Source organism: Affinirhizobium capsici (assembly GCF_977018625.1).
Genome location: NZ_CDRNXD010000002.1, coordinates 313,056 through 333,296, shown reverse-complemented (window position 1 = coordinate 333,296; position 20,241 = coordinate 313,056). Strand labels below are relative to the sequence as shown.

The following is a 20,241-nucleotide window of genomic DNA, read 5'->3' as shown; positions in this document are numbered from 1 at the left end:
GATGCATCACAGTAAGCCTGCTCCAGCTTCGGGTCACGAAGCTCTCCCCCAAATGTCATGGATGCACGCGAAGAGGAACCAGACTGCGAGTAAAGAACCATGGAAACCGCGTTTTCTGAGCAAAGTTATTATAATCTTCTTAAGCGCTATCCTCCGTTTGCGCCATAGGACAGACGCGGTCGGAAAGACTATGGTTTCCAGAAAACTTCCGGCTATGTGGCGTAGCTGAACATCATCGAACGACGCCATCACACGCGAGACCGCTAACGCCTGTTGGCTGGTTTCGCCTAGCGTTTGCCAATCCCATCCATGATCGCCTTCAACGCTGACTGATCGTAGGGCTTTTGTAGAAGCGCAGCGCCCTCATTCACACCAGCGGGCAAATGATTTTCGCCGGTTGCAAACACGACAGCCAAGCCCGGGTTATGCTCAACTGCGCGTTTCGCCAGTGTACCCCCGTCTATATCCGGCAGTCCAATATCAGTAATGAGCACATCAACGGCTTCCCGTGCAAGGATGGATAGCGCTTCGGAACCAGTTCCCGCCTCAGCGATCTGATAGCCCAGATCCTCTAGCATCTCAGCAGTGTTGGAACGGATCAGCACATCATCCTCAACGAGCAGGACGAGCTTATCACTCTTCTCTTCCGACCTTCTCAGATCCGTCGCTGGCGCCAGAGATTGCGCAATCTCAATCTGTTTCTGGTTTGCGATGACATGGCGCAACCTGCGGGCCAAAGCTTCGCGTGTATAGGGCTTGGAAAGAAGCTCTACGCCAGCATCGAGAATGCCTCCATGCACGATGGAGTTTTCCGTGTACCCGGAAGTGAATAACACAACGAGTTGCGGCAGGCGTTCCTTGGCCCGACGTGCCATTTCACGGCTTTTCATCGGTCCCGGCATCACCACATCGGTAAATATGACGTCGATGGGCATGCCACTTTCAACAACGTTCAAACCAGCCTGGGCATCCTTCGCAGTCAGTACGCGGTAACCGAGATCCGTCAGTGTTTCCACCACGGTGCTGCGCACTTCTTCATCGTCCTCTACAACAAGAATAGTCTCTGAACCGCCGACCACTGGCCCGTTCTGGATGACAACTTCGCGATCTTCATCGGCCACGGACCTTGGCAGATATATCTTGACCGTCGTCCCCTGCCCGACTTCGCTATAAATTTTGACATGGCCACCAGATTGCTTGACGAATCCGTAAACCATGGAAAGCCCGAGCCCTGTTCCTTTGCCTTCAGGCTTGGTTGAGAAGAAAGGTTCAAAAACCTTTTCCAACACCTCAGCGGGAATGCCTGACCCGGTATCCGTTACAGCCAGCAGGACATATTGACCGGCCACGACCTCGGAATGGGTGCGGGCATAATCTTGATCCAGGCTGGCATTACCGACCTCAATGGTCAGCTTGCCTGAACCGTTCATCGCATCGCGCGCGTTGATGGCCAGGTTCAGAAGAGCGTTTTCAACCTGTGTTGGATCAGCGTATGTGTTCCAAAGACCTCCACTGGTGATGACCTCGATCTCGATTGCTTCACCCAGTGAACGACGCAAAAGGTCGTCCATGCCGTTTATGAAGCGGCCAATATTGATGACGCGCGGCTCGAGCGCCTGTCGACGACCGAATGCCAACAACTGGCTTGCAAGTTTTGCGCCGCGGCTGACGCCAGCCAATGCATTCGTCACACGACGTTCAGCACGCGCATTGCCTGCCACGTCCTTTACCAATAGCTGCAAATTGCCCTGAATGACCTGTAGGAGATTGTTGAAATCATGCGCGACCCCGCCGGTGAGTTGGCCAATCGCTTCCATCTTTTGGGCCTGCTGTAGCGCGCGCTCCGCATGGCGACGCTCGGCCATTTCAGTTTCCACACGGGCTTCCAGGGTCTCATTCAACTGACGCAGCTGTTCTTCCGCCCGCTGACGATGCCGAACCTGCCGCTCCAGATTGGCCGCATGTTCCTGAAGGCTTGTTTCAGCCGCTCGCTGTTCCGTGATGTCTGTGTGGACGCCCACCCACTCCTCAATTTCACCGTCAGCGTCTAAAATCGGGATGGCTCGGATCATGCACGTTCGGTACTGCCCATCGTGCCGACGAACACGGTGCTCCCAGATATAGGTCGATTTGGCGGCGACCGCCTCACGCCAGCTGGCAATAGAACCTGCACGGTCCTCCGGATGAACAGCATCCGCCCAGCCGTAGTCTTGATAGTTTTGTTGAGTTTGGCCGGTCAGAGCCTGCCATCCTGGCTGCTCTCCCAGCATTCGGCCATCAGGACTGTTGGTCCAGAGAACGCCATGAACCGCATGCATGGCCGCCCGGAAGCGGTCATTACTCCGCCTCAGAGCGTGTTCACCCTGTTTGCGATCATCAATGTCGATAATGAGAATATAGATGCCTTCGACGACACCTTCGCCATTTCGCCGCGGAATATAGCGCACCTCCGCGGTGCGGTCTTGACCATCAGGCCTTTGAATCACAGTGTCAGTAACAATCAATTCGCCAGCCAAGGCACGATCTAGTAGCGACTTTCTTTTTTCGTAATAGGATTCCCCGATGATCTCCCGAGCGTGGCGACCACGAACGTTGGCAGGGTCCCGCCCGAACCACTCCAAGTAGCCTTGGTTGGCAAAGCGGTAGACATGGTCATGATCCAGATAGCCGACGAGGATCGGCATGGCATCCATCAATTGCCGAAGTTCTTCGCGGCTTTCAGCGAGCGCTTTAACGGCCTGAACCTTTTCGGTGTTTTCCAACACGGTGCATAAAACAGCGTCAACACCGCCCTCATCATTGTAAATGGGGGTGTAGAAGAGGTCGAAGACCACATCCTCCGCGGCGCCATGCCGATAAAGGGTCATACCCTGATCGCGGAAAGACTGCACTTCACCGCGAAAGCCTGCTTCCAGAATTTGTTGGTTCCAATCCCAGATTTCAGGCCAAACGTCTGGTACTTTCGCACCCAGTGCACGAGGATGATAGTTGCCCGCAATTTCAACGTAAGCGTCATTGTACAGCATTACGTGATCAGCGCCCCACATCAACACTTGGGGTATGGGCGAATTCACGATGGAATTGACCTTGATGCGTAGGTGGTCCGGCCATTTTGAAATGGGCCCAAGTGACGTCTGCGACCAGTCAAAGCGACGGATCAGTTCACCCGTTTCGCCACCGCCAACGGGCCAGTGCGAAGAAACGACCTGCAAATTCATTAGGATCACCGAAAAAGAAAATCTTTCGGTGTCATATGGGGCGCAAGGGCAATTGTCCAAGGGTTTTGCGCATGATCATGGGCAATTTCACGCGCTTACGCTTTCCATTATTGGAACCCCTTTCTCGAATTCGCCAACGATATACCTGGCAACATGCTGTGCCATGGCAGCAGAACTGGTTATGCCTTGAACAAAGGGTAGTTTATGAAGCAAAAATGGAATGGCGAGACAGTAGATATTGTTTGAAACCGGCTTGAGAAAAAGAGGCCGGAACTGCGCATCGATCTCGACACCACCCGTATCGACACTTGGTCTCTCACCACTCAGAAATATTAACTCAGCTCCACTCGCCGTAGAGGCACGTTTCAAGAGGCCAGCCTGCACCAATCGCGGAAATGGCATATCTTCTGCGTTTAAGGACGATTGACCAGTAGCATCAACAAAGGCTTTGTACTCCTTGCGCGCACCCTTCACCACAACCGCTGCTCCCAATGGGAGATCGCGCTCAAGCGTGTAATCATCTCCTAGAACGTCAATCCGCAGCTTTTTGACGCGGTGGAGGGCCAGCAAACGCTCAATGGATTGATGCGGGACCGTTGCGTAATCATCGACAAATATCGGCTTCAGATAATGGTGAAATCGCTCTAGATCCCGGCTGTGTAAGTGCGGAATGGCGCGAAGAATAACCTCGTGCATGCACAAAATGGCATATCGCCAAGGCACCGTGTATTCTTGCGCCATATTCTGCTTCGCTTGCGCCAGGTTTTGTGCGGCCCATAAGAAAGGATCAGTGGATTGACGATCCGCAAAGAAGGCAGAAGCGAAGTCCTCGACAGTCCTGAGCGACAGACCGACGGAATGTGCATAATCTGGGTCCGCCAGGAGTAATTCCTGCTTAAAGAGATCAAAAACCTGATCGAGCAGGCCAATAGGACCCTTCGCGACCAGGTCATCCATCGCAGAGGGAGTACAGATCTTGAGTGGCAGATAGGGCAGCGGGCAGTAAAATTCAGCTTCGGGCAATATACCCTTGCGTGACATCATCACGAGACGGAAATCTTCACTTCCAGCGTCTGGGCTGTAAATCAGTTCGCCGAACTGATCACGGATGAACATGCCCTTGCGCGTAGCGAGGCTCACAACAGCATCAATGGCAGATAGAGAGGTTCCGAGAACAGCGACCTCACAGTTTCCAACGGTTTCCAATTGGCTCGCAGGCCAAGGCGAGATGAAATATCCGGGATGAATTTCCGTTTTCTCTTCCCAACGGTGTCCAGTCGCCAGAATCACGTGATCAAAGCGGGCAAGGCTCGTTTGACCGGCTGCATTACGGGAATACACCTGCACACAGCTCGGTATTGGCTCGATATCGAATACCTGTTCATTTGCTAGAACAGTCACTTCGTGACCGGCTTCAGAAGCATGAAGCAGAAGTGCTTCGAACTGAGACGCAAAATAGTCTCCAAGGACGATACGGGGAAAGAACTCCCGGTCATGCAATTGGCTGTCTAGTACACCCATTGCCTGTCGATCGGTCGGGTCCAAGCTCCTCAGCCATTCGAGGAGGGAGAGGCCAATCGGTGGGATTTCGATACTAGCAATATTAGCAAGCATTGCCCGATCATTTGCATGCGGGTGGTAGGGCGTACCCTTTCCCGGATCGGCATTTCGCTCGAATATCGTGATCTTGAGTGGATTGTCACACTCGATCAAATGTTTAAGCGCATAAATACCAGTGGGCCCAGTTCCTATAATCGCTATGTGGTTCATACGCTCAGACCGCCCCGGCTTTAATGACTTCATCTTCAACATCAACGCATCATGAGTGAGAGCGTTCCGAGGAACTGTGCTGAGGGATAGCCTGCGAGCAACTGGCCATTCAAATTTATATCGAATTTTATTCAAATACCTATACTTAAATATACTTGTCGTTATCCAGTATTATGCACTCGAAATTCAAATATTTCGGGGATATTGCTCTTGTGAACAAGAGGATATCCTGTGCAGAACCGTCTGAGCTTTACATTCGCAAGTCTAGTTCTCGCTGCAACACTGATAAGTGCGGCTGTCCCGTCACAAGCCGCTCCGGTGAGCAATCTTGCGTATAGCTGCCTTCAGACATGCGCCAATTGGGCCTCGGGGCTGTCACAAGTTTTGATGAAACCGCTGCCCGTTCAAATCCCAATCGGATTGAGCGAGGTCTCCAAGCAGATCACTTTACGCATAGGAAACAGCAGCCTCGTGGATGGCAGCGTCACCACTGCTTCGATTTCGCGAGACGTTACCTCGCCTGAGACCACTGACGTATTTGGTTCTGTGGCAATTCCCTTTAAGAAGCTCAGTGCGCTCAGCAAAGCCAAGTCCACGTTTGAAGCAATAGCAGCAGGCACAGCGTTGACCTGCGATAATTCCAAGTGCAAACCTCAAACCGCAGCACTTGAAAAGACGCTCGGCAGGGTCAGCGGCGCCTCTATTCGTGACAAAATGAACGCCGTGAATGTAGCGGTCAATTCCACCATCCACTATACGACTGATATCGAGAATTACGGAAAACAGGATATTTGGGCAGAACCAAGCATGACCTTGGCGTCGCAAAAAGGTGACTGCGAAGATTACGCTCTTCTGAAAATGGCCGCGTTGGCAGCTGAGGGTATCTCACTCAAAGATATGGCGATTGTTGTACTGTATGATACGAAACGCCATTTTTATCACGCCATCTTGTCGGTGAAGGTGCAGGACAAGCACTTCATTCTGGACAACCGCCGCGATCAGGTTCTGGCAGATAAAGATTTGCCTGACTATCAGCCGCTATTTTCGATTTCAGATGGGCGAGGTTATCTGCACGGCTCGAAGGTGAAGAACCAGGCTCTTGCTTCGGTTAAAGGTTTTGACAGCGTTGCACCCGGCGAAGGCGCTGACCTCTGACATTAGTAACAACAACAAAATAGTGCGGCCAAACCGGCCGCACTCACTTGATTACGATTTTTGTCAACCTGCTGCCTTGCGAGCCACACGTTGGCGGATGGATTCAACGTCTGCTTTTGGCGTCGCTGCAAAGAGTGTTTTCGTGTACTGGTGGCTAGGGTTCGAAAACACCTCTTCGCGCGTTCCGTATTCTACCGCTTCACCGAAATACATCACCATCACTTCATCTGCGATGTATTTCACGACCGAGAGGTCATGGCTAATGAAGACGTAGGTTAGCCCGAACTCTTCCTGCAAATCCGCCAGCAAGTTCAGAACCTGCGCCTGAACGGAGAGGTCGAGTGCTGAAACAGGCTCGTCCAACACCAGAAGCTTTGGATTGAGCATCAAAGCGCGGGCGATGGCGATGCGCTGTCGTTGACCGCCGGAGAACATATGCGGATATCGATTGTAGTGCTCGGCACCCAAGCCAACCTTTATCAGCATTTCGGTCGCACGTTCGCGTCTTTCCGCAGCGGACATATTGGTGTTGATCGCCAGCGGTTCGCCGAGCACATCACCAATCTTCTGTCGCGGGTTCAAGGACCCGTATGGGTTCTGGAAAACGATCTGAACTTTCCGGCGCATGTCAGCCGTGAGGTGACCGGGCCGCGTATCGATCTTGTCGCCATCAATGAAAAGCTCACCGGCGGTCGGCTCATCAATAAAGGTAAGGATGCGTGCGAGTGTAGACTTGCCGCAGCCGCTTTCACCAACGATAGCGAGCGTCTTACCCGCATTCAGCTTGAATGAAACCCCCTTCACCGCATGAACGATCTTCTCCGGTTTGAAGAGACCCTGCGAGACATGATAATCCTGCTTGATATTACGGATTTCCAGCATCGGAGTGCTTGTGGAATTCAATTCGCTCATTGAGCACCTCCCGAAAGTTCTGCGGCGGAAACAAAGTCTGACACAGTGCTCAATCGATCTCCCGTCGCATTTTCCGGCAAAGCGGCCAGCAGCGCCCGGGTATAGGCATTCTTAGGCGCTTCAAAGAGGGAAAGCACATCTGCCTCCTCCATCTTCCGGCCTTTGTATTGAACAATCACACGATCTGCTGTTTCAGCCACAACGCCCATGTCATGGGTAATCATGATAAGTCCCATGCCATGCTCGGCCTGAAGCTTCATCAAAAGATCGAGAATCTGCTTCTGAATTGTCACGTCCAGCGCAGTCGTGGGTTCATCGGCAATCAGCAGCTTGGGGTTACAGGCAATTGCCATGGCTATCATGACGCGCTGACACTGCCCACCAGACATTTGGTGCGGGAAGTGGTTGAGCCGCTCTGCCGGATTGGGCAGGCCAACTTGTTCAAACAGCTCGATGGCACGGGCGCGGCGCTCGGCCTTCCCCAACCCCATATGAATGCGCAACACTTCCTCAATCTGGAAGCCGACCGTGAAGCAAGGGTTTAGGCTGGCGACGGGCTCCTGGAAGATCATCGCCATATCCTTGCCAATCAGCTTGCGCCGTTCAGTATCGGGGATATTGCGAATATCGCGACCACGAAATTCGATCTTATCAGCGGTAATCTTCGCCGTCCACGGCAGAAGCCCCATGACGGCCAGCATGGATACTGACTTGCCGGAACCGCTCTCACCAACGATGGCAAGAACTTCACGCTCATTGACTGACAAGGAAACACCGTCGACAGCCTTGAACCAGCCAGTTGACGTCTGGAACTGAACGGTCAGATTTTCAATTTCGAGAAGCGCCATGTTCAGGACCTCTTCATCTTGGGATCAAGCGCATCACGCAATCCATCGCCCATCAGGTTAATGGCGAGAACTGTGATCAGGATGGCAAGACCCGGAAACGTTACAACCCACCAGGCACGCAGAATGAACTCACGCGCTTCGGCAAGCATCGTACCCCACTCAGGAGCCGGCGGTTGCGCACCCATGCCAAGGAAGCCAAGAGCAGCTGCATCAAGAATAGCGTTCGAGAAGGAAAGCGTGGCCTGCACGATCAGCGGAGCCGTGCAGTTTGGCAAGATGGTCCGGAACATGAGCCGGAAAGGGCTTGCCCCAGAGATACGTGCGGCTGTGACATAGTCTCTCGATTTCTCAGCCATGACAGCCGCGCGGGTCAGGCGCACGAAATGTGGCTGAAGGGTCAAGGCAATGGCAATCATACCATTGGTCAAGCTCGGCCCAAGGATCGCGACCAGCACGAGTGCCAGCAGCAAGGACGGAAAGGCAAGAATGATATCCATTAATCGCATGATGACGGTATCGATCCAGCCGCGATAGTAGCCCGCGATCAAGCCCACCAGGATGCCGCCTGTCAGAGATAGTGTCGTGACAAACAGGCCGATGAACAGCGAGTACTGCGCACCGAAAATTAGCCGGGACAAAATATCCCGTCCCACTGCGTCCGTCCCAAGCAGGTAGCTTGCACGGCCACCTTCCAGCCAGACAGGCGGAACGAGAATAGCATCACGATACTGCTCGAACGGCGAATGCGGGGCGATGATAGACGCGAAAACGGCCACAAAGACGAGGGCAACGAATACTATAAGGCCAATGACCGCGCCGCGATTTTCTGAGAAATAGAACCAGAATTCCTTGAGCATCTGGCGGCGGAGAGCCGCGCTGCTCACTGGCTGGATCTGAGCTGTGTCTGCCATGGGATTTTCTCCTTCTTAATGGCGGATACGAGGGTTGACCAAGCCATACAGCAGATCAACGATCAGGTTGACGATCATGATGATGCCTGCAATCAACAGCAATCCTCCCTGAATCACCGGATAATCTCGGCGGAAGACGCTATCGACCATCCACTTGCCGATACCGGGCCAGGAGAAGATTGTTTCCGTCAAAATCGCGCCTGCCAGCATGACGCCGATCTGAAGACCGATGGTTGTGATAACCGGGATCATCGCATTGCGCAGTGCGTGAAGGCTGACAACGCGGAATGGTGACAGACCTTTGGCGCGTGCGGTGCGGATGTAATCTTCAGACAAGACTTCCAGCATCGCCGAACGGGTTTGGCGCGCAATAACGGCGAGCGGAATGGTCGCCAACACGATGGAGGGTAGAATGAGATGGCTGACCGCCGAGGTGAACGCACCCTTCTGGTTTGAAAGCAGCGAGTCAATCAACATGAAACCTGTGACCGGCTTTACAAAATACATGAGAGAGATACGGCCCGAGACCGGCGTCCATTGAAGAATACCGGAAAACAGGATGATCAGCAGCAGGCCCCACCAGAAAATCGGCATGGAATAACCCACGAGAGCCACACCCATCATCGATTGATCGATAGCGGAACCGCGTTTGATGGCCGCAATCACGCCTGCTGGAATACCAAGGGCCACGGCAATGATGATTGCGCAGAACGACAGCTCAACCGTCGCCGGGAACAGCGCCAGGAACTGCTTGAGAATGGGGGACTTGGAAACGATGGACGTGCCAAAATCGCCAGTCAGGACACCACCGAGGTAATCCAGATACTGCATGACCATCGGACGATCAAGCCCAAGCTGGGCGCTGATCTGCGCATGACGCTCCGGTGACATGACGCGCTCGCCTGAAAGCAGCGCAACGGGATCGCCCGGAAGAAGGCGAATGAAGGCAAATGCGATAATCGAAACCCCGATAAATGTCGGGATCAGGACGGCAAGCCGCCGTAGAAGAAAGCCAAACATGGATAGACCTGCTTATTATTTTGGAGTTTGGTTTGGCTGTCCGCGGAGTCGGCCGTCGGGAATGCCATTCCTCGTCTGACGGCCACTCGCCGTCTATCCTGGTAAAAAGCCGCGGGATGACACCACCCCACGGCCCAATGATGAACGAGTAGCCGAATTATTCGGCGATGTCGACGTTTTCGAAGGTGAAGTCACCCAACGGGCTCTGAACGAAACCGCTTACTTCCTTGCGCATAGGAACGATGGACAAGGAGTGGTCAAGCGTTGCCCAAGGCGCTTCACGCTTGAAGACAACCTGAGCCTGCTCATAGAGCTTCGTGCGCTCTGCCTGATCAGACGTAACCTTCGCCTTTTTCACGAGGTCGTTAAATTCCTTGTTGCACCACTGCGCACGGTTGTTACCGCCAACAGCTTCACAGCCCAGCAGCGTATCAAGGAAGTTGTCTGGGTCACCGTTGTCGCCGGTCCAACCGAGCATGGCAGCACCGTCACGGTCCTTAGCCTTCGAACGCTCGAGATATTCTGCCCATTCGTAGGACACGATCTCAACCTTGACTCCGATCTTGGAGAAATCATCCTGGATGATTTCGGCAGCGCGGCGCGCGTTCAACATGTAAGGGCGCGAAACCGGCATCGCCCAGACCTTCATGGAAAGGTTCTTGACGCCTGCATCAGCGAGCATCTTCTTTGCCGCTTCGAGATCGTAGCTATCGTCCTGAACGCTTTTGTTATAGGACCACATGGTTGGCGGAATAGGGTTTGTGGCAGGTGTTGCCATGCCCTGGAATACCGCTTCAACAATAGCCTTCTTGTTGATCGCCTTGTTCAGCGCCTTGCGCACTTCCGGCTTGTCAAAAGGTGCCTGTGTCGTGTTGTAGGCGAGATAAGCAATGTTCAAGCCTTCCTGCTCCATGACGGTCAGGTTCTTGTCTGCCTTCATCGAGGAAACGTCTGCTGCGTTCGGATAAGGCATCAGGTGGCATTCGCCGGCCTTCAGCTTCTGATAGCGAACAGCTGCATCCGTGGTGATGGCGAAAACCAGATCGTCGATCTTCGGAGCCTCACCCCAGAAATCGGCATTCTTCTGGAAACGGATAACCGCATCCTGCTGATAGCCAACGAAGGTGAACGGACCTGTGCCCACTGGCATCTGGTTCAGCTGCGCCATGTTGCCGTCAGCCTTCAGCTTATCAGCATATTCCTTCGAAACGATCGAAGCGAATGGCATGGCAAGGTTCGCCAGGAAAGGTGCTTCAGGACGGTTCAGGGTGATCTTGACTGTGAGGTCATCAACCTTTTCGATGGACTTGATCAGCTCAGGAAAGCCCATGCCGGCTGCATATTCCCAAGAAGCGCCAGCAACATACTGGTTCCACGGGTTTTCCTTGTTGATCTGACGGTCGATCGAGAACACGACGTCATCAGCGGTCAGTGTACGCGATGGCTTGAAAAACTCAGTCGTCTGGAACTTCACATTCGGACGAAGCTTGAAGACATATTCCTTGCCGTCGTCAGAAACGGTCCAGCTTTCAGCAAGTCCTGCAACTGGCTTTGTGGTGCCTGGCTGGAATTCCAAGAGACGGTTGTAAACCGGATGCGCAGAGGCATCGAACGTCGTGCCGGCGGTGTAGAGGCCGGGATCAAAGCCCTCAGGTGAACCTTCCGAGCAGAACACGAACGTCTTGGCGCTCGCGCCCGTGGAAAGGAAAGAAGCTGCGAGCAGCGCTGCAGCAAAACCCAGTTTCAATTTCATCGATGTCTCCCATCGGCAAAGCAATCTTTGCCATTTTTGTGAATGTGAATTCGCGCCCGCTGTTCAACTTATTGTTTTGTCGCGCAATCCCTGACAAGAGTGACCACTACCGCATCCTGCCCGTCAACTCCCACTGCGTGCAAGGGAACGGATATCGCGTTTGCAGTACGGTATCTGTCATATCCATTAGACCACCCTTGTAAAGATGGCTGCGACATCACAAAGCCGCCAAACCGCCATATTTTAACCAATTGATCAGAACCGGAAAGAAAAATAGTACTTTTGGAAATTTTCTTGCGCACGCTGATAGCTTTAGCAAAAATGTCGCGCTTCCTTTCTGCTGGGCAGAATTGTTTTCCACAGCACTTACCTGAACGTAAAAAGCCGGCTTCATCGCCGGCTTTCGAATCTCTTACAAGCTGATCCTGTCTCACGCGCACTACGCGCGCCAGATCGCCACATCCTGTGGTTTCATTGTGCGATCACCAAGTACCAAGTTCCCCATGGCCGGAAGCTGCCAATCTTGGTCACCATAATTAAAGGCGAACACCCACTCACCGCGACGACGCAGGCGGATGTGATCTGGGACATCCATGGTAGGAAGTGCGGCTGCGTCCGCCACCAGTCTCATAGTCTTGTGCAGGAGCTCTTCATCTGGCCAGCAGGAGAGATAGAAAATATCCTCTTTGCGCGTCAGCGCCGCATCGCCATTGGCAAACGTGGCGAGAACGGAAGCGTTGGTCTGCAGATACTCTCTCCAACGCGTGCCTTGGCCTGAAACCTCGCCATTCACCGGATGGCAAACGCCGGGCCGAAGTGTCGAGACCTGATAGACGCGGTTGCCGGTCATCTCCGCGATCGGGCCTGGCGGCAGGTTTTCAGGCAGCTTGAAGTTTCGATCCCGCGATCCGCTCCGCGCGCCGATCAGCACCATGCCATCAGCTTTTTCCAGCGCCTGCTGGGCTGAGCCGTCAATTTCCGTCATGCATGGAACAAGTACAAGCGGATAACCTTCAAGCGAGGCACCGGGCCGAACGAAATCAACATCAAGACCCAAGCGGCGCGCCGCCTCATACCAGCGGAAGCAAAGCTCTTCGTAGCGGAAGTCCTTCGCCTGAGGTTGGATATTGGTCGTCCAATAGCTCTGGTAATCGAAGACGAGCGCGACCGACGCCTTGCCCGTTTCAGGCAAATTGCCTAACGCGGCTAACTCTTCGGCAACGCGCTTGGCTTCCAAACCACCCGGCGAAAGCTCATCAAGACCAGCAAGGTTTAGGCCCGCATGCATCTGTTCTTGCGCAAATGTAGCCTGACGCCAGCGGAAATAACTAACCACTTCCGCGCCATGAGCCAAAGCTTCCCACGTCCAGAGGCGCACCATCCCCTGTTTGGGGACAGGGTTCCAAGGCGCCCAATTCACAGGTCCGGGCTGCTGCTCCATGACCCAGAAACGACCGCGTCCAACGCCGCGATAAAGATCGTGGTGGAACGGAGCAATATCGGGATGCGACGTTTCAGCCCAGCGATTGCGCTCTTCTTCAGAGAAGGGAAATTTCTCTGCGAAACCGATCGGGTAGCTATCCCAAGAAGCAAGGTCGAGATTGTCAGCCACCTTGAAGTGATCGAAATCGAGCACAAAGCCCATGAAGTTATGGGTGATCCACCGATCTGGAGAGTGTTTGCGGATGATTTCGCACTGCATCTTGTCATAGGCTGCGACCTGATCTGACTGGAAGCGCCAGAAATCCAGCCGCGCTGCCGGATTGGGTTCTGTCACCGTCAGGTTGGGCAGCACCACGTCCTCGAAGCTCTTCAACTCCATCGACCAGAATACGTTACCCCAAGCGTCGTTCAGTTGATCAGGTGTTTGGTATCGCAGGCGCAGCCATTGCTTGAACGCCTTCAGATCTTCCGGCCCCCAAGATTTGACCGTATCGTGACAACCGTATTCGTTATCCGTCTGCCAACCAACGAGACCCGGATGCTTGCCATATCGCTCCGCAATGATTTCAACAATGCGCGCACTCTCTTTCCACCAGGTCTGGGAAGAGAATGTGTAATGACGGCGCGATCCGAACCCGCGCGGATTTCCGTCCTTGTCATAAGGAATAATATCCGGGCATTCATCCACCAGCCATTTCGGCGGGGTGGCGGTCGGCGTACCCAGGACGATTTTCAATCCGGCTTTCGCCAGAATGTCCATGGCACGGTCCAGCCAGTCGAAGTGGAATTCGCCACGCGATGGCTCAAGACGTGACCAGGCAAATTCGCCAATGCGAACGAAGGAAATGCCAAGTTCCCGCATGCGCCGGGCATCTTTTTCCCAGCGCGATTCATCCCAGTGTTCCGGGTAATAGCATACGCCCAGCATTATCGTGTCAAATCCCCATTGATGACGGCTTGGCCGTCCCTATTGAACAGGTGGCAGGCTTTGGCATTGATGCCGATCTTCAAGGTATCGCCCGGCTTTGCACCGGCCAGCCCATCGGCTTTCACCGCAATCTCCGTGCCGTCGCTCAGGTTTACGAAAAACAGCGTCTCCGAGCCCAGATATTCCGCGAGGCGAACCGTAGCTTCAATCGTGGCATCACCCTTGCCGCCCGCATCGATATGCTCTGGTCTCAGACCGAACGTCATAGTGCCGGGCGTGATTGACTTGCCTTGCGCGTCAAGCGCTACACTGCCACCTGGCAGCTTTGCCAAAACGGTTCCGCCCTCGCCCGCTGAGACTTCCACCTCCAAGAAATTCATCTTCGGCGAGCCAATGAAGCCAGCCACGAAAAGGTTGTTGGGCCTGTGGTAAAGCTCCAGCGGCGATCCAACCTGCTCGATCTTTCCGGCAGAAAGCACCACGATCTTATCGGCCATGGTCATGGCTTCCACCTGATCGTGGGTTACGTAAATCATGGTTGCTTTCAAATCCTGATGCAGCTTGGAAAGCTCAGAACGCATCTGCACACGAAGTGCCGCATCAAGGTTCGAAAGTGGTTCGTCAAAAAGGAAAACTTCCGGGTTGCGAACAATCGCGCGGCCAATGGCGACGCGCTGACGCTGGCCGCCGGAAAGTTGGCCCGGCTTGCGTTGCAAAAGCGCATCCAGTTGCAGCATCTTGGCGGCCATGGCGGTGCGCTCGGCAATCAGGCTTTTCGGATGACCCGTCATCTTCAGGCCAAAGCCGATATTTTCCGCCACTGTCATATGCGGATAAAGCGCATAAGACTGGAACACCATAGCCACGCCGCGCTCGGATGGTCCGACACTCGTCATGTCTTTCCCGCCGATGGCAAGAGAGCCGGAGGTAATCTCCTCAAGTCCCGCGATCATACGCAACAGCGTGGATTTTCCGCAGCCGGACGGACCGACGAACACGCAGAACTCTCCGTCCTTGACCTCGAGATCTACGCCTTTGATGACGCTGAGAGCCCCAAATTGCTTTTTGACGTTGCGAAGGCTGACATCAGCCATGGCTTTCGCCTCCTTCCATGGGTACGAGTTCGAGCAGAAGTGCGCTTTCCGGGCGCAGCATGGGCAAGGGCAATCCCGCATGGACCGCGCTGGCCATATCGAAAGCCACCTCTCCACCCAAAAGCTTCTTCTGCCCTTCAGATATGCGAATAAAATCCGGCTCTTCCGGTAACACCGTCTTCACGCGCCACTTGCCAACATACTCCGCAACAACATTCGGCAGTTTGAGCGGCGTGGGTTGCTCGGCCAACATTTGCGGCCCTTGAGCCACGAAAAGAAGAACATGATCTTCCTTGGCCGCACCCCAGGCATAGCGGCCATCCACTGGGTCCAACTGGAAGTTGGCATTCGGTGCATGCAGCAGATCGCGGAATCGCTTGTACGCGTCGATGTAAATCTTCAGTTCGCGGCGTTCATCTTCGTCCAATTCCAGCGGGTTCAGCTCCACGCCCATGTGATAGGCCATGGCAACAAGGGCGCGGAACGATAGCGAGTGCCGCCGCCCTGTCTGGTGGTTGGGGCTTGCCGAAATATGGCTTCCTAGAATTTCCGGAGGCACGAACAGCGAGCCACCCCGCTGAATTTCCAGCCGCTCCAGTGCATCCGTACAATCGGATGTCCAAACACGATGGGTCCGGGCAAGAGCACCATAATCAATGCGCCCGCCGCCAGAGGCGCAGCTTTCGATCTCCACATTCGGATGCGTGGCGCGCACGCGATCCATCAGTGCGTAGACAGCACGTGCCTGCTTTGCGATTGCGGCCTTGCCGTCGCGACCGCCCGCATGGGTCAGGTCACGGTTCATATCCCACTTCACGTAGGACATGGCGTGGTTCGCCAGAACCGCATCGATCTTGCCAAAGATGTAATCAGAAACTTCGGGACGCGTGAGATCGAGTACGAGCTGATTGCGGGAAAGGAGAAGTGGCCTGCCTTCCACCTGCAAAGCCCAATCGGGGTGAGCACGGAAAAGGTCAGAATCCGGGTTGATCATTTCCGGCTCGAACCAGATACCGAACTGCATGCCGAGGCCCGTGACATGATCAACGAGTGGCTTTAGGCCGTCCGGATATTTTCGTGCATCGATATCCCAGTCGCCAAGGCTCGTCGTGTCGTCATCTCGCTTTCCAAACCAGCCATCGTCCAGCACAAAGCGCTCGATACCCAGCTCAGCCGCCGCACTCGCCTGCGCCTTCAGCGAATCCATCTGATGATCGAAGTAATTGCCTTCCCAGGTGTTCAATGTCACCGGGCGTGGGGCCATGTGGCCTTGCGGCCAGGTGGTCAATTCATTCCGAACGAAGGCATGGAAATCAGCACTATCCGCTCCCGCATAGGCAAGCGGGCTTTCGTAGCTTTCGCCTCTTTTCAGAATGACTTCGCCGGGCTCGAACAACTCGCCGATATGGATCAGGCGTCTGCCATCATCCAATCGATCGATAACGATCTGATGGCCTCCGCTCCAGCCGAGGGTAACGCCGAAGCGTTGGTCCGCCCCCTCGACAAAGAGCATCGGCAAGCGATCGTGGGATGTGCGACCGCGCCGGCTTTCTTGCGACCAGATGCCGTTTCCGAGCATCTCAGTGCGCGTCTGGAATTCGCGCCCCCACATGCCGGTGAAGCTTGTCAGCACGGCATCTGGTGCATCCAGCAGAAAGCTTCCTGCCATGCAGCGGTCGAGCTGATAATCCGCTTCGCCGTCATTGGTCAACCGGCTCGATATGGAGATCAAGCCAGAAGAATGGGCTTTCAAGTGAATGGTCAGCGAGAGTTTCGCAACGGGGTCCGTTCCAGCGAGCGTGCTTGTGTCACCGTCGGTAGCGGCTGTCCAGTTACCAAATTGGGCTATGAAATCCTTGCCCTGCCGATGGCCAGTTATCGCTGGCCATCCGAAATAACCCATGCCGCCAGTTGGAAGAAGCACGGCAGATGGAACGGCGACATCCATGCCATTGATGCGGCTTGATCGCTCTATCTCGAACAATGTGTCGCCAGCAGTCTTGGGGCTACCAAAGCTCAATATTTCAGGCATACCAACTTCTGGCAGGCGCAGGCTTATGGCGAAAGCTTCAGAGCCGAGGCTTACGATATTTTTCATCCTTTGGTCGCTCCGAGTGTCAGGCCTGCGATGAAATGCTTCTGCATGAGGAAGAACATGGCCACGGGCGGCAGGGCCGCGATGATGGAACCGGCAGATACGAGGTGCCAAGCAGCAACCCATTGGCCGTTCAAGGCATAAAGACCTGCTGTGACTGGCATGGCATGCTGGCCTTGAACAAGCACGGTTGCCCAGAAGTAATCATTCCAAACGAAGGTGAAGACGAGCACGGAAAGTGCTGCGATGGCTGGACGCATCAGTGGCAGCACGATGTAGCGGAAAATCCTCCATTCGGAGACCCCCTCGACACGGGCGGATTCAATCAGGGCAAAGGGCAATCCCTTGATGAAATTGCGCATGAAGAGCGTGCAGAACCCGGTTTGAAACGCCACATGAAACAGCACGAGACCGAGTGTCGTGTCATAAAGCCCCGCCCTCAGCGTCATGTCGCGCACCGGCACCATGAGGATTTGGAAGGGAATAAAGTTACCTGCCACGAAAAGGAAGAAAACGAGCAGGTTGGCGCGAAAATTATAAACCGCGAGCGCAAAGCCGGTGAGGCATGAAAGCGCCACAGCACCTATAACGGTCGGGATCGTCACCTTGAAAGAATTGAGAATGTAGATGCCGATGGGACTATCGCGAAAGACAGCGGTATAGTTCTCAACACCAGCAAACCCGGAGGGAATGCCGAAATAGTTGCCAGCAGCCAAATCACTGGCTGGACGAACGGAGGTAATAGCGACGCCAATGAGCGGTAGAAGCCAGACGATAAGGGCGATCGGCAGAATGACCTTGTAGCCGGTCTGCACCAGAGGCGATGCTTTCTGGATCGGAGTCGGAAACATCAGTTGTTCCTTTCCTGCATCAGCATGCGCACGATGAACATGGTGATGAAAATCATCATGATGAGGAACAGCACCACGGCAATGGCCGCGCCATAACCCATGCGATATCCGTATTCAGAGAGAGCTTGCTCATACATGAAGTAGGAGAGAACCTGGCTGGAGCCGTAAGGCCCACCTGCCGTCATGATAGACACGAGATCGAATGACCGTAGCGACCCGATAACCGTGACGACCATGGCGATGAAAGTCGCAGGTGCGAGTTGCGGCAGGATCACATACCACAGAAGCTTGATACCCTTGGCGCCATCCATGCGCGCGGCTTCTACCTGCTCCGGGTTGATGTTGTTCAAGCCAGTCAGATAAAGGATCATGCAATAGGCCGTCTGCGGCCAGAGCCCGGCAGCAATGATGCCATACGTCACGAAGCGTTCGTCAGCCAGAATAGCGATCTGCTGGCCCGTCAGCGTCTCGATCAGCTTTGAGAACAGGCCAAAATCAGGCGCGTAAAACCAGGTGAAGATCAAGCCAACGACGACCTGACTGAGCACAAAGGGAAAGAAGAAAAGAGATTTGTAGAGGCGTATTCCTGTCACCGTCTGATTCAGAAAAAGCGCGACCATCAATCCGGCGGGAATCGAAAGCAGATAGAGGATAAGCCAGAGGACATTGTTCTTAAGCGAGGTGTAGAACGAGTCGTCACCCAGCAATTCAGAATAATTGCCAAGACCAATCCAGACCTTCTCGCCTAAGCCATCCCAATCATGGAAGCTGATCCAGATTGACTCGAAGATCGGCAGAAGCACGTAGATCAGGAACATCAACATGCCTGGCGCGAGAAACAGCCAGGGCGCAAGCTTGCGCTGGTTCCTTTTCCAGTATCCCGTGGATGAAGAGACAGCCTCAGCCATTGCAGCACCTCTGTCTTGTAAACATGATGAGGGATGGGACAGTCGCAGCTCTTTCGAGCCACGACTGCCCTCTTCCGGGAGGATAAAAGATTACTTGTAGACGCGCTGGCGGATCTTATCGAGGCGAGCGAGAATGGCGTCGGCCTTGTCCGGCTTGACCATAAACTCCTGGAAGCCTTCCATGCCTGCCTTCGCCATATCGGCTGGGGCATCACGGTCGTAGAACTGAGCCAATGCGTAAGCATTGGTCAGCATGTCGAAACCGGCAGCAAGGAACGGATCGTTGGATTTTGTGGCCTTGTTGTTGATCGGCAACTGGCCCAGCATCGCGTTCATTTTGGTCTGTGTTTCCGGTTTTGCCAGATAGGCCAAGAAGGTCTTTGCATCTGCCTTGTTCTTTGCGCCAGCCGGAATGTGGAAGGATTCCGTCGGCGCATCTTCCGCCATTGGAACATCGTTGATCTTCGGGAACTGGAGGAAGCCGATTTGCTCTTCCTTCAGGCCACCGTCCTTCATCGTTGCAACAGCGAAGTTACCCATGAGATACATCGCGGCCTTGCCCTGCACCATCAGCGGAACAGCATCCTGCCAGTCGATAGCAGCATGGTTGGCATTGAAGTAACCGGGCTTAACCAACTCCCCCCACTTCTCGAACACGGCCTTCACGCGCGGATCGGTGTAAGGCACCTTGCCGTCAGTCAACTGCATATGGAATTCGTAGCCATTGATACGCAAGTCGAGATAATCGAACCAACCCGCGGCTGGCCAAAGCGCCTTGGTGCCGATGGTGAAAGGCGTAATGCCAGCGGCCTTCAGCTTTTCGCAGGCAGCAATCAGTTCAGCCCAGGTCTTTGGCGGCGCAATGCCCTTTTCGGCAAAGATATCTTTACGGTAGTAGATGCCCCACTGATAGGTCGAGTATGGAATACCCCACTTCTTGCCATCGATTTCCATCGATTTGGTGGCAGACTTCAGCTGGTTGTTGAGATCGCCTTCAGCCCAGATGTCGCTGACATCTGCAAACAGGCCAGCCTTGACGAAAGGGGCCATTCGGTTACCGGAGTACCAGGAAACGACATCCGGCGGATCAGCGGTCAGGAAGTTGCGGATCGCGGACTTGTAGCCCTCATGGTCGAAATTGTTCCACTTGACCTTGATATCAGGATGCGCGGTCTGGAAATCCGCGATCAGGGCTTTCATAGCCTTCTTCGGCGCGGGGTCAGACTGATCGGAGTTGATAACGAGTTCACCGGCAAAAGCCGTGGACATTGTAAGGGCATAGCCAAGGGCTAAGCCGGACATGACTTTCAGAGATTTCATCGAGTCCTCCCGTTG

At 54.2% G+C, this 20,241-nt stretch carries 15 protein-coding genes; 1 reads left to right on the top strand and 14 read right to left on the bottom strand.

The annotated features are described in order from the left end of the window. Positions 1 to 287: 287 nt before the first annotated feature. Both AC0JZ1_RS01540 and AC0JZ1_RS01535 read right to left on the bottom strand, forming a co-directional pair. Positions 288 to 3,218 carry a hybrid sensor histidine kinase/response regulator gene (locus tag AC0JZ1_RS01540; RefSeq protein WP_471880681.1) on the bottom strand — a complete coding sequence of 977 codons (2,931 nt, stop codon included), beginning with the start codon at positions 3,216 to 3,218 and terminating at the stop codon, positions 288 to 290. 87 nt (positions 3,219 to 3,305) lie between these two features. Then, on the bottom strand, positions 3,306 to 5,030 hold the full coding sequence (locus AC0JZ1_RS01535; protein WP_471880680.1) for an FAD/NAD(P)-binding protein: 1,725 nt from the start codon (positions 5,028 to 5,030) through the stop codon (positions 3,306 to 3,308). Between the two features lie 189 nt (positions 5,031 to 5,219). Here AC0JZ1_RS01535 and AC0JZ1_RS01530 point away from each other — a divergent pair, with 189 nt between their 5' ends. After that, a complete protein-coding gene (locus tag AC0JZ1_RS01530; protein WP_471880679.1) occupies positions 5,220 to 6,143 on the top strand; it encodes a transglutaminase-like cysteine peptidase in 924 nt (307 codons plus the stop codon). Positions 6,144 to 6,206: 63 nt separating this feature from the next. On the opposite strand, the gene AC0JZ1_RS01525 is transcribed toward AC0JZ1_RS01530, so the two are convergent. The 12 genes from AC0JZ1_RS01525 to AC0JZ1_RS01470 form a co-directional block, all read right to left on the bottom strand. Next, the gene (locus tag AC0JZ1_RS01525; RefSeq protein WP_471880678.1) at positions 6,207 to 7,055 is read right to left on the bottom strand and encodes a dipeptide ABC transporter ATP-binding protein; all 849 of its coding nucleotides are present in this window, start codon (positions 7,053 to 7,055) and stop codon (positions 6,207 to 6,209) included. Further along, positions 7,052 to 7,903, bottom strand: coding sequence for an ABC transporter ATP-binding protein (locus AC0JZ1_RS01520; RefSeq protein WP_471880677.1), 852 nt, complete (start codon positions 7,901 to 7,903; stop codon positions 7,052 to 7,054). Before AC0JZ1_RS01520 ends, AC0JZ1_RS01525 begins: the two co-directional genes overlap by 4 nt. Before the next feature lie 2 nt (positions 7,904 to 7,905). Continuing rightward, positions 7,906 to 8,814 carry an ABC transporter permease subunit gene (locus tag AC0JZ1_RS01515; RefSeq protein ID WP_471880676.1) on the bottom strand — a complete coding sequence of 303 codons (909 nt, stop codon included), beginning with the start codon at positions 8,812 to 8,814 and terminating at the stop codon, positions 7,906 to 7,908. A 15-nt stretch (positions 8,815 to 8,829) separates the two neighbouring features. Beyond that, on the bottom strand, positions 8,830 to 9,834 hold the full coding sequence (locus tag AC0JZ1_RS01510; protein ID WP_471880675.1) for an ABC transporter permease subunit: 1,005 nt from the start codon (positions 9,832 to 9,834) through the stop codon (positions 8,830 to 8,832). A gap of 157 nt (positions 9,835 to 9,991) precedes the next feature. Then, on the bottom strand, positions 9,992 to 11,587 hold the full coding sequence (locus tag AC0JZ1_RS01505) for an ABC transporter substrate-binding protein (RefSeq protein WP_471880674.1): 1,596 nt from the start codon (positions 11,585 to 11,587) through the stop codon (positions 9,992 to 9,994). Between the two features lie 68 nt (positions 11,588 to 11,655). Further along, a complete protein-coding gene (locus AC0JZ1_RS01500; protein ID WP_471880673.1) occupies positions 11,656 to 12,021 on the bottom strand; it encodes a hypothetical protein in 366 nt (121 codons plus the stop codon). Positions 12,022 to 12,026: 5 nt separating this feature from the next. Continuing rightward, positions 12,027 to 13,958, bottom strand: a complete 1,932-nt coding sequence (locus tag AC0JZ1_RS01495; protein ID WP_471880672.1) for a beta-galactosidase — start codon at positions 13,956 to 13,958, stop codon at positions 12,027 to 12,029. Continuing rightward, positions 13,958 to 15,052 (bottom strand): ABC transporter ATP-binding protein, encoded by a 1,095-nt coding sequence (locus tag AC0JZ1_RS01490; RefSeq protein ID WP_471880671.1) that lies wholly within the window; start codon positions 15,050 to 15,052, stop codon positions 13,958 to 13,960. The genes AC0JZ1_RS01495 and AC0JZ1_RS01490 overlap by 1 nt, the downstream gene beginning before the upstream one ends. After that, entirely contained in the window at positions 15,045 to 17,150 is a 2,106-nt protein-coding gene (locus AC0JZ1_RS01485; protein WP_471880670.1) for an alpha-galactosidase, read from the bottom strand. The genes AC0JZ1_RS01490 and AC0JZ1_RS01485 overlap by 8 nt, the downstream gene beginning before the upstream one ends. After that, a complete protein-coding gene (locus AC0JZ1_RS01480; RefSeq protein WP_471880669.1) occupies positions 17,147 to 17,998 on the bottom strand; it encodes a carbohydrate ABC transporter permease in 852 nt (283 codons plus the stop codon). Before AC0JZ1_RS01480 ends, AC0JZ1_RS01485 begins: the two co-directional genes overlap by 4 nt. Further along, positions 17,998 to 18,906, bottom strand: a complete 909-nt coding sequence (locus AC0JZ1_RS01475; RefSeq protein WP_471880668.1) for a carbohydrate ABC transporter permease — start codon at positions 18,904 to 18,906, stop codon at positions 17,998 to 18,000. Before AC0JZ1_RS01475 ends, AC0JZ1_RS01480 begins: the two co-directional genes overlap by 1 nt. A 90-nt stretch (positions 18,907 to 18,996) precedes the next feature. After that, positions 18,997 to 20,226: an ABC transporter substrate-binding protein gene (locus AC0JZ1_RS01470; RefSeq protein WP_471880667.1), complete on the bottom strand. Its 1,230-nt coding sequence runs from the start codon at positions 20,224 to 20,226 to the stop codon at positions 18,997 to 18,999. Between the last annotated feature and the right edge of the window lie 15 nt (positions 20,227 to 20,241).

Coding starts and splice junctions, on each gene's coding strand:
- AC0JZ1_RS01540 (WP_471880681.1), bottom strand. CDS start 3,218: ATGAATTTGCAGGTCGTTTCTTCGCACTGGCCCGTTGGCGGTGGCGAA.
- AC0JZ1_RS01535 (WP_471880680.1), bottom strand. CDS start 5,030: ATGTTGAAGATGAAGTCATTAAAGCCGGGGCGGTCTGAGCGTATGAAC.
- AC0JZ1_RS01525 (WP_471880678.1), bottom strand. CDS start 7,055: ATGAGCGAATTGAATTCCACAAGCACTCCGATGCTGGAAATCCGTAAT.
- AC0JZ1_RS01520 (WP_471880677.1), bottom strand. CDS start 7,903: ATGGCGCTTCTCGAAATTGAAAATCTGACCGTTCAGTTCCAGACGTCA.
- AC0JZ1_RS01515 (WP_471880676.1), bottom strand. CDS start 8,814: ATGGCAGACACAGCTCAGATCCAGCCAGTGAGCAGCGCGGCTCTCCGC.
- AC0JZ1_RS01510 (WP_471880675.1), bottom strand. CDS start 9,834: ATGTTTGGCTTTCTTCTACGGCGGCTTGCCGTCCTGATCCCGACATTT.
- AC0JZ1_RS01505 (WP_471880674.1), bottom strand. CDS start 11,587: ATGAAATTGAAACTGGGTTTTGCTGCAGCGCTGCTCGCAGCTTCTTTC.
- AC0JZ1_RS01495 (WP_471880672.1), bottom strand. CDS start 13,958: ATGCTGGGCGTATGCTATTACCCGGAACACTGGGATGAATCGCGCTGG.
- AC0JZ1_RS01490 (WP_471880671.1), bottom strand. CDS start 15,052: ATGGCTGATGTCAGCCTTCGCAACGTCAAAAAGCAATTTGGGGCTCTC.
- AC0JZ1_RS01485 (WP_471880670.1), bottom strand. CDS start 17,150: ATGAAAAATATCGTAAGCCTCGGCTCTGAAGCTTTCGCCATAAGCCTG.
- AC0JZ1_RS01480 (WP_471880669.1), bottom strand. CDS start 17,998: ATGTTTCCGACTCCGATCCAGAAAGCATCGCCTCTGGTGCAGACCGGC.
- AC0JZ1_RS01475 (WP_471880668.1), bottom strand. CDS start 18,906: ATGGCTGAGGCTGTCTCTTCATCCACGGGATACTGGAAAAGGAACCAG.
- AC0JZ1_RS01470 (WP_471880667.1), bottom strand. CDS start 20,226: ATGAAATCTCTGAAAGTCATGTCCGGCTTAGCCCTTGGCTATGCCCTT.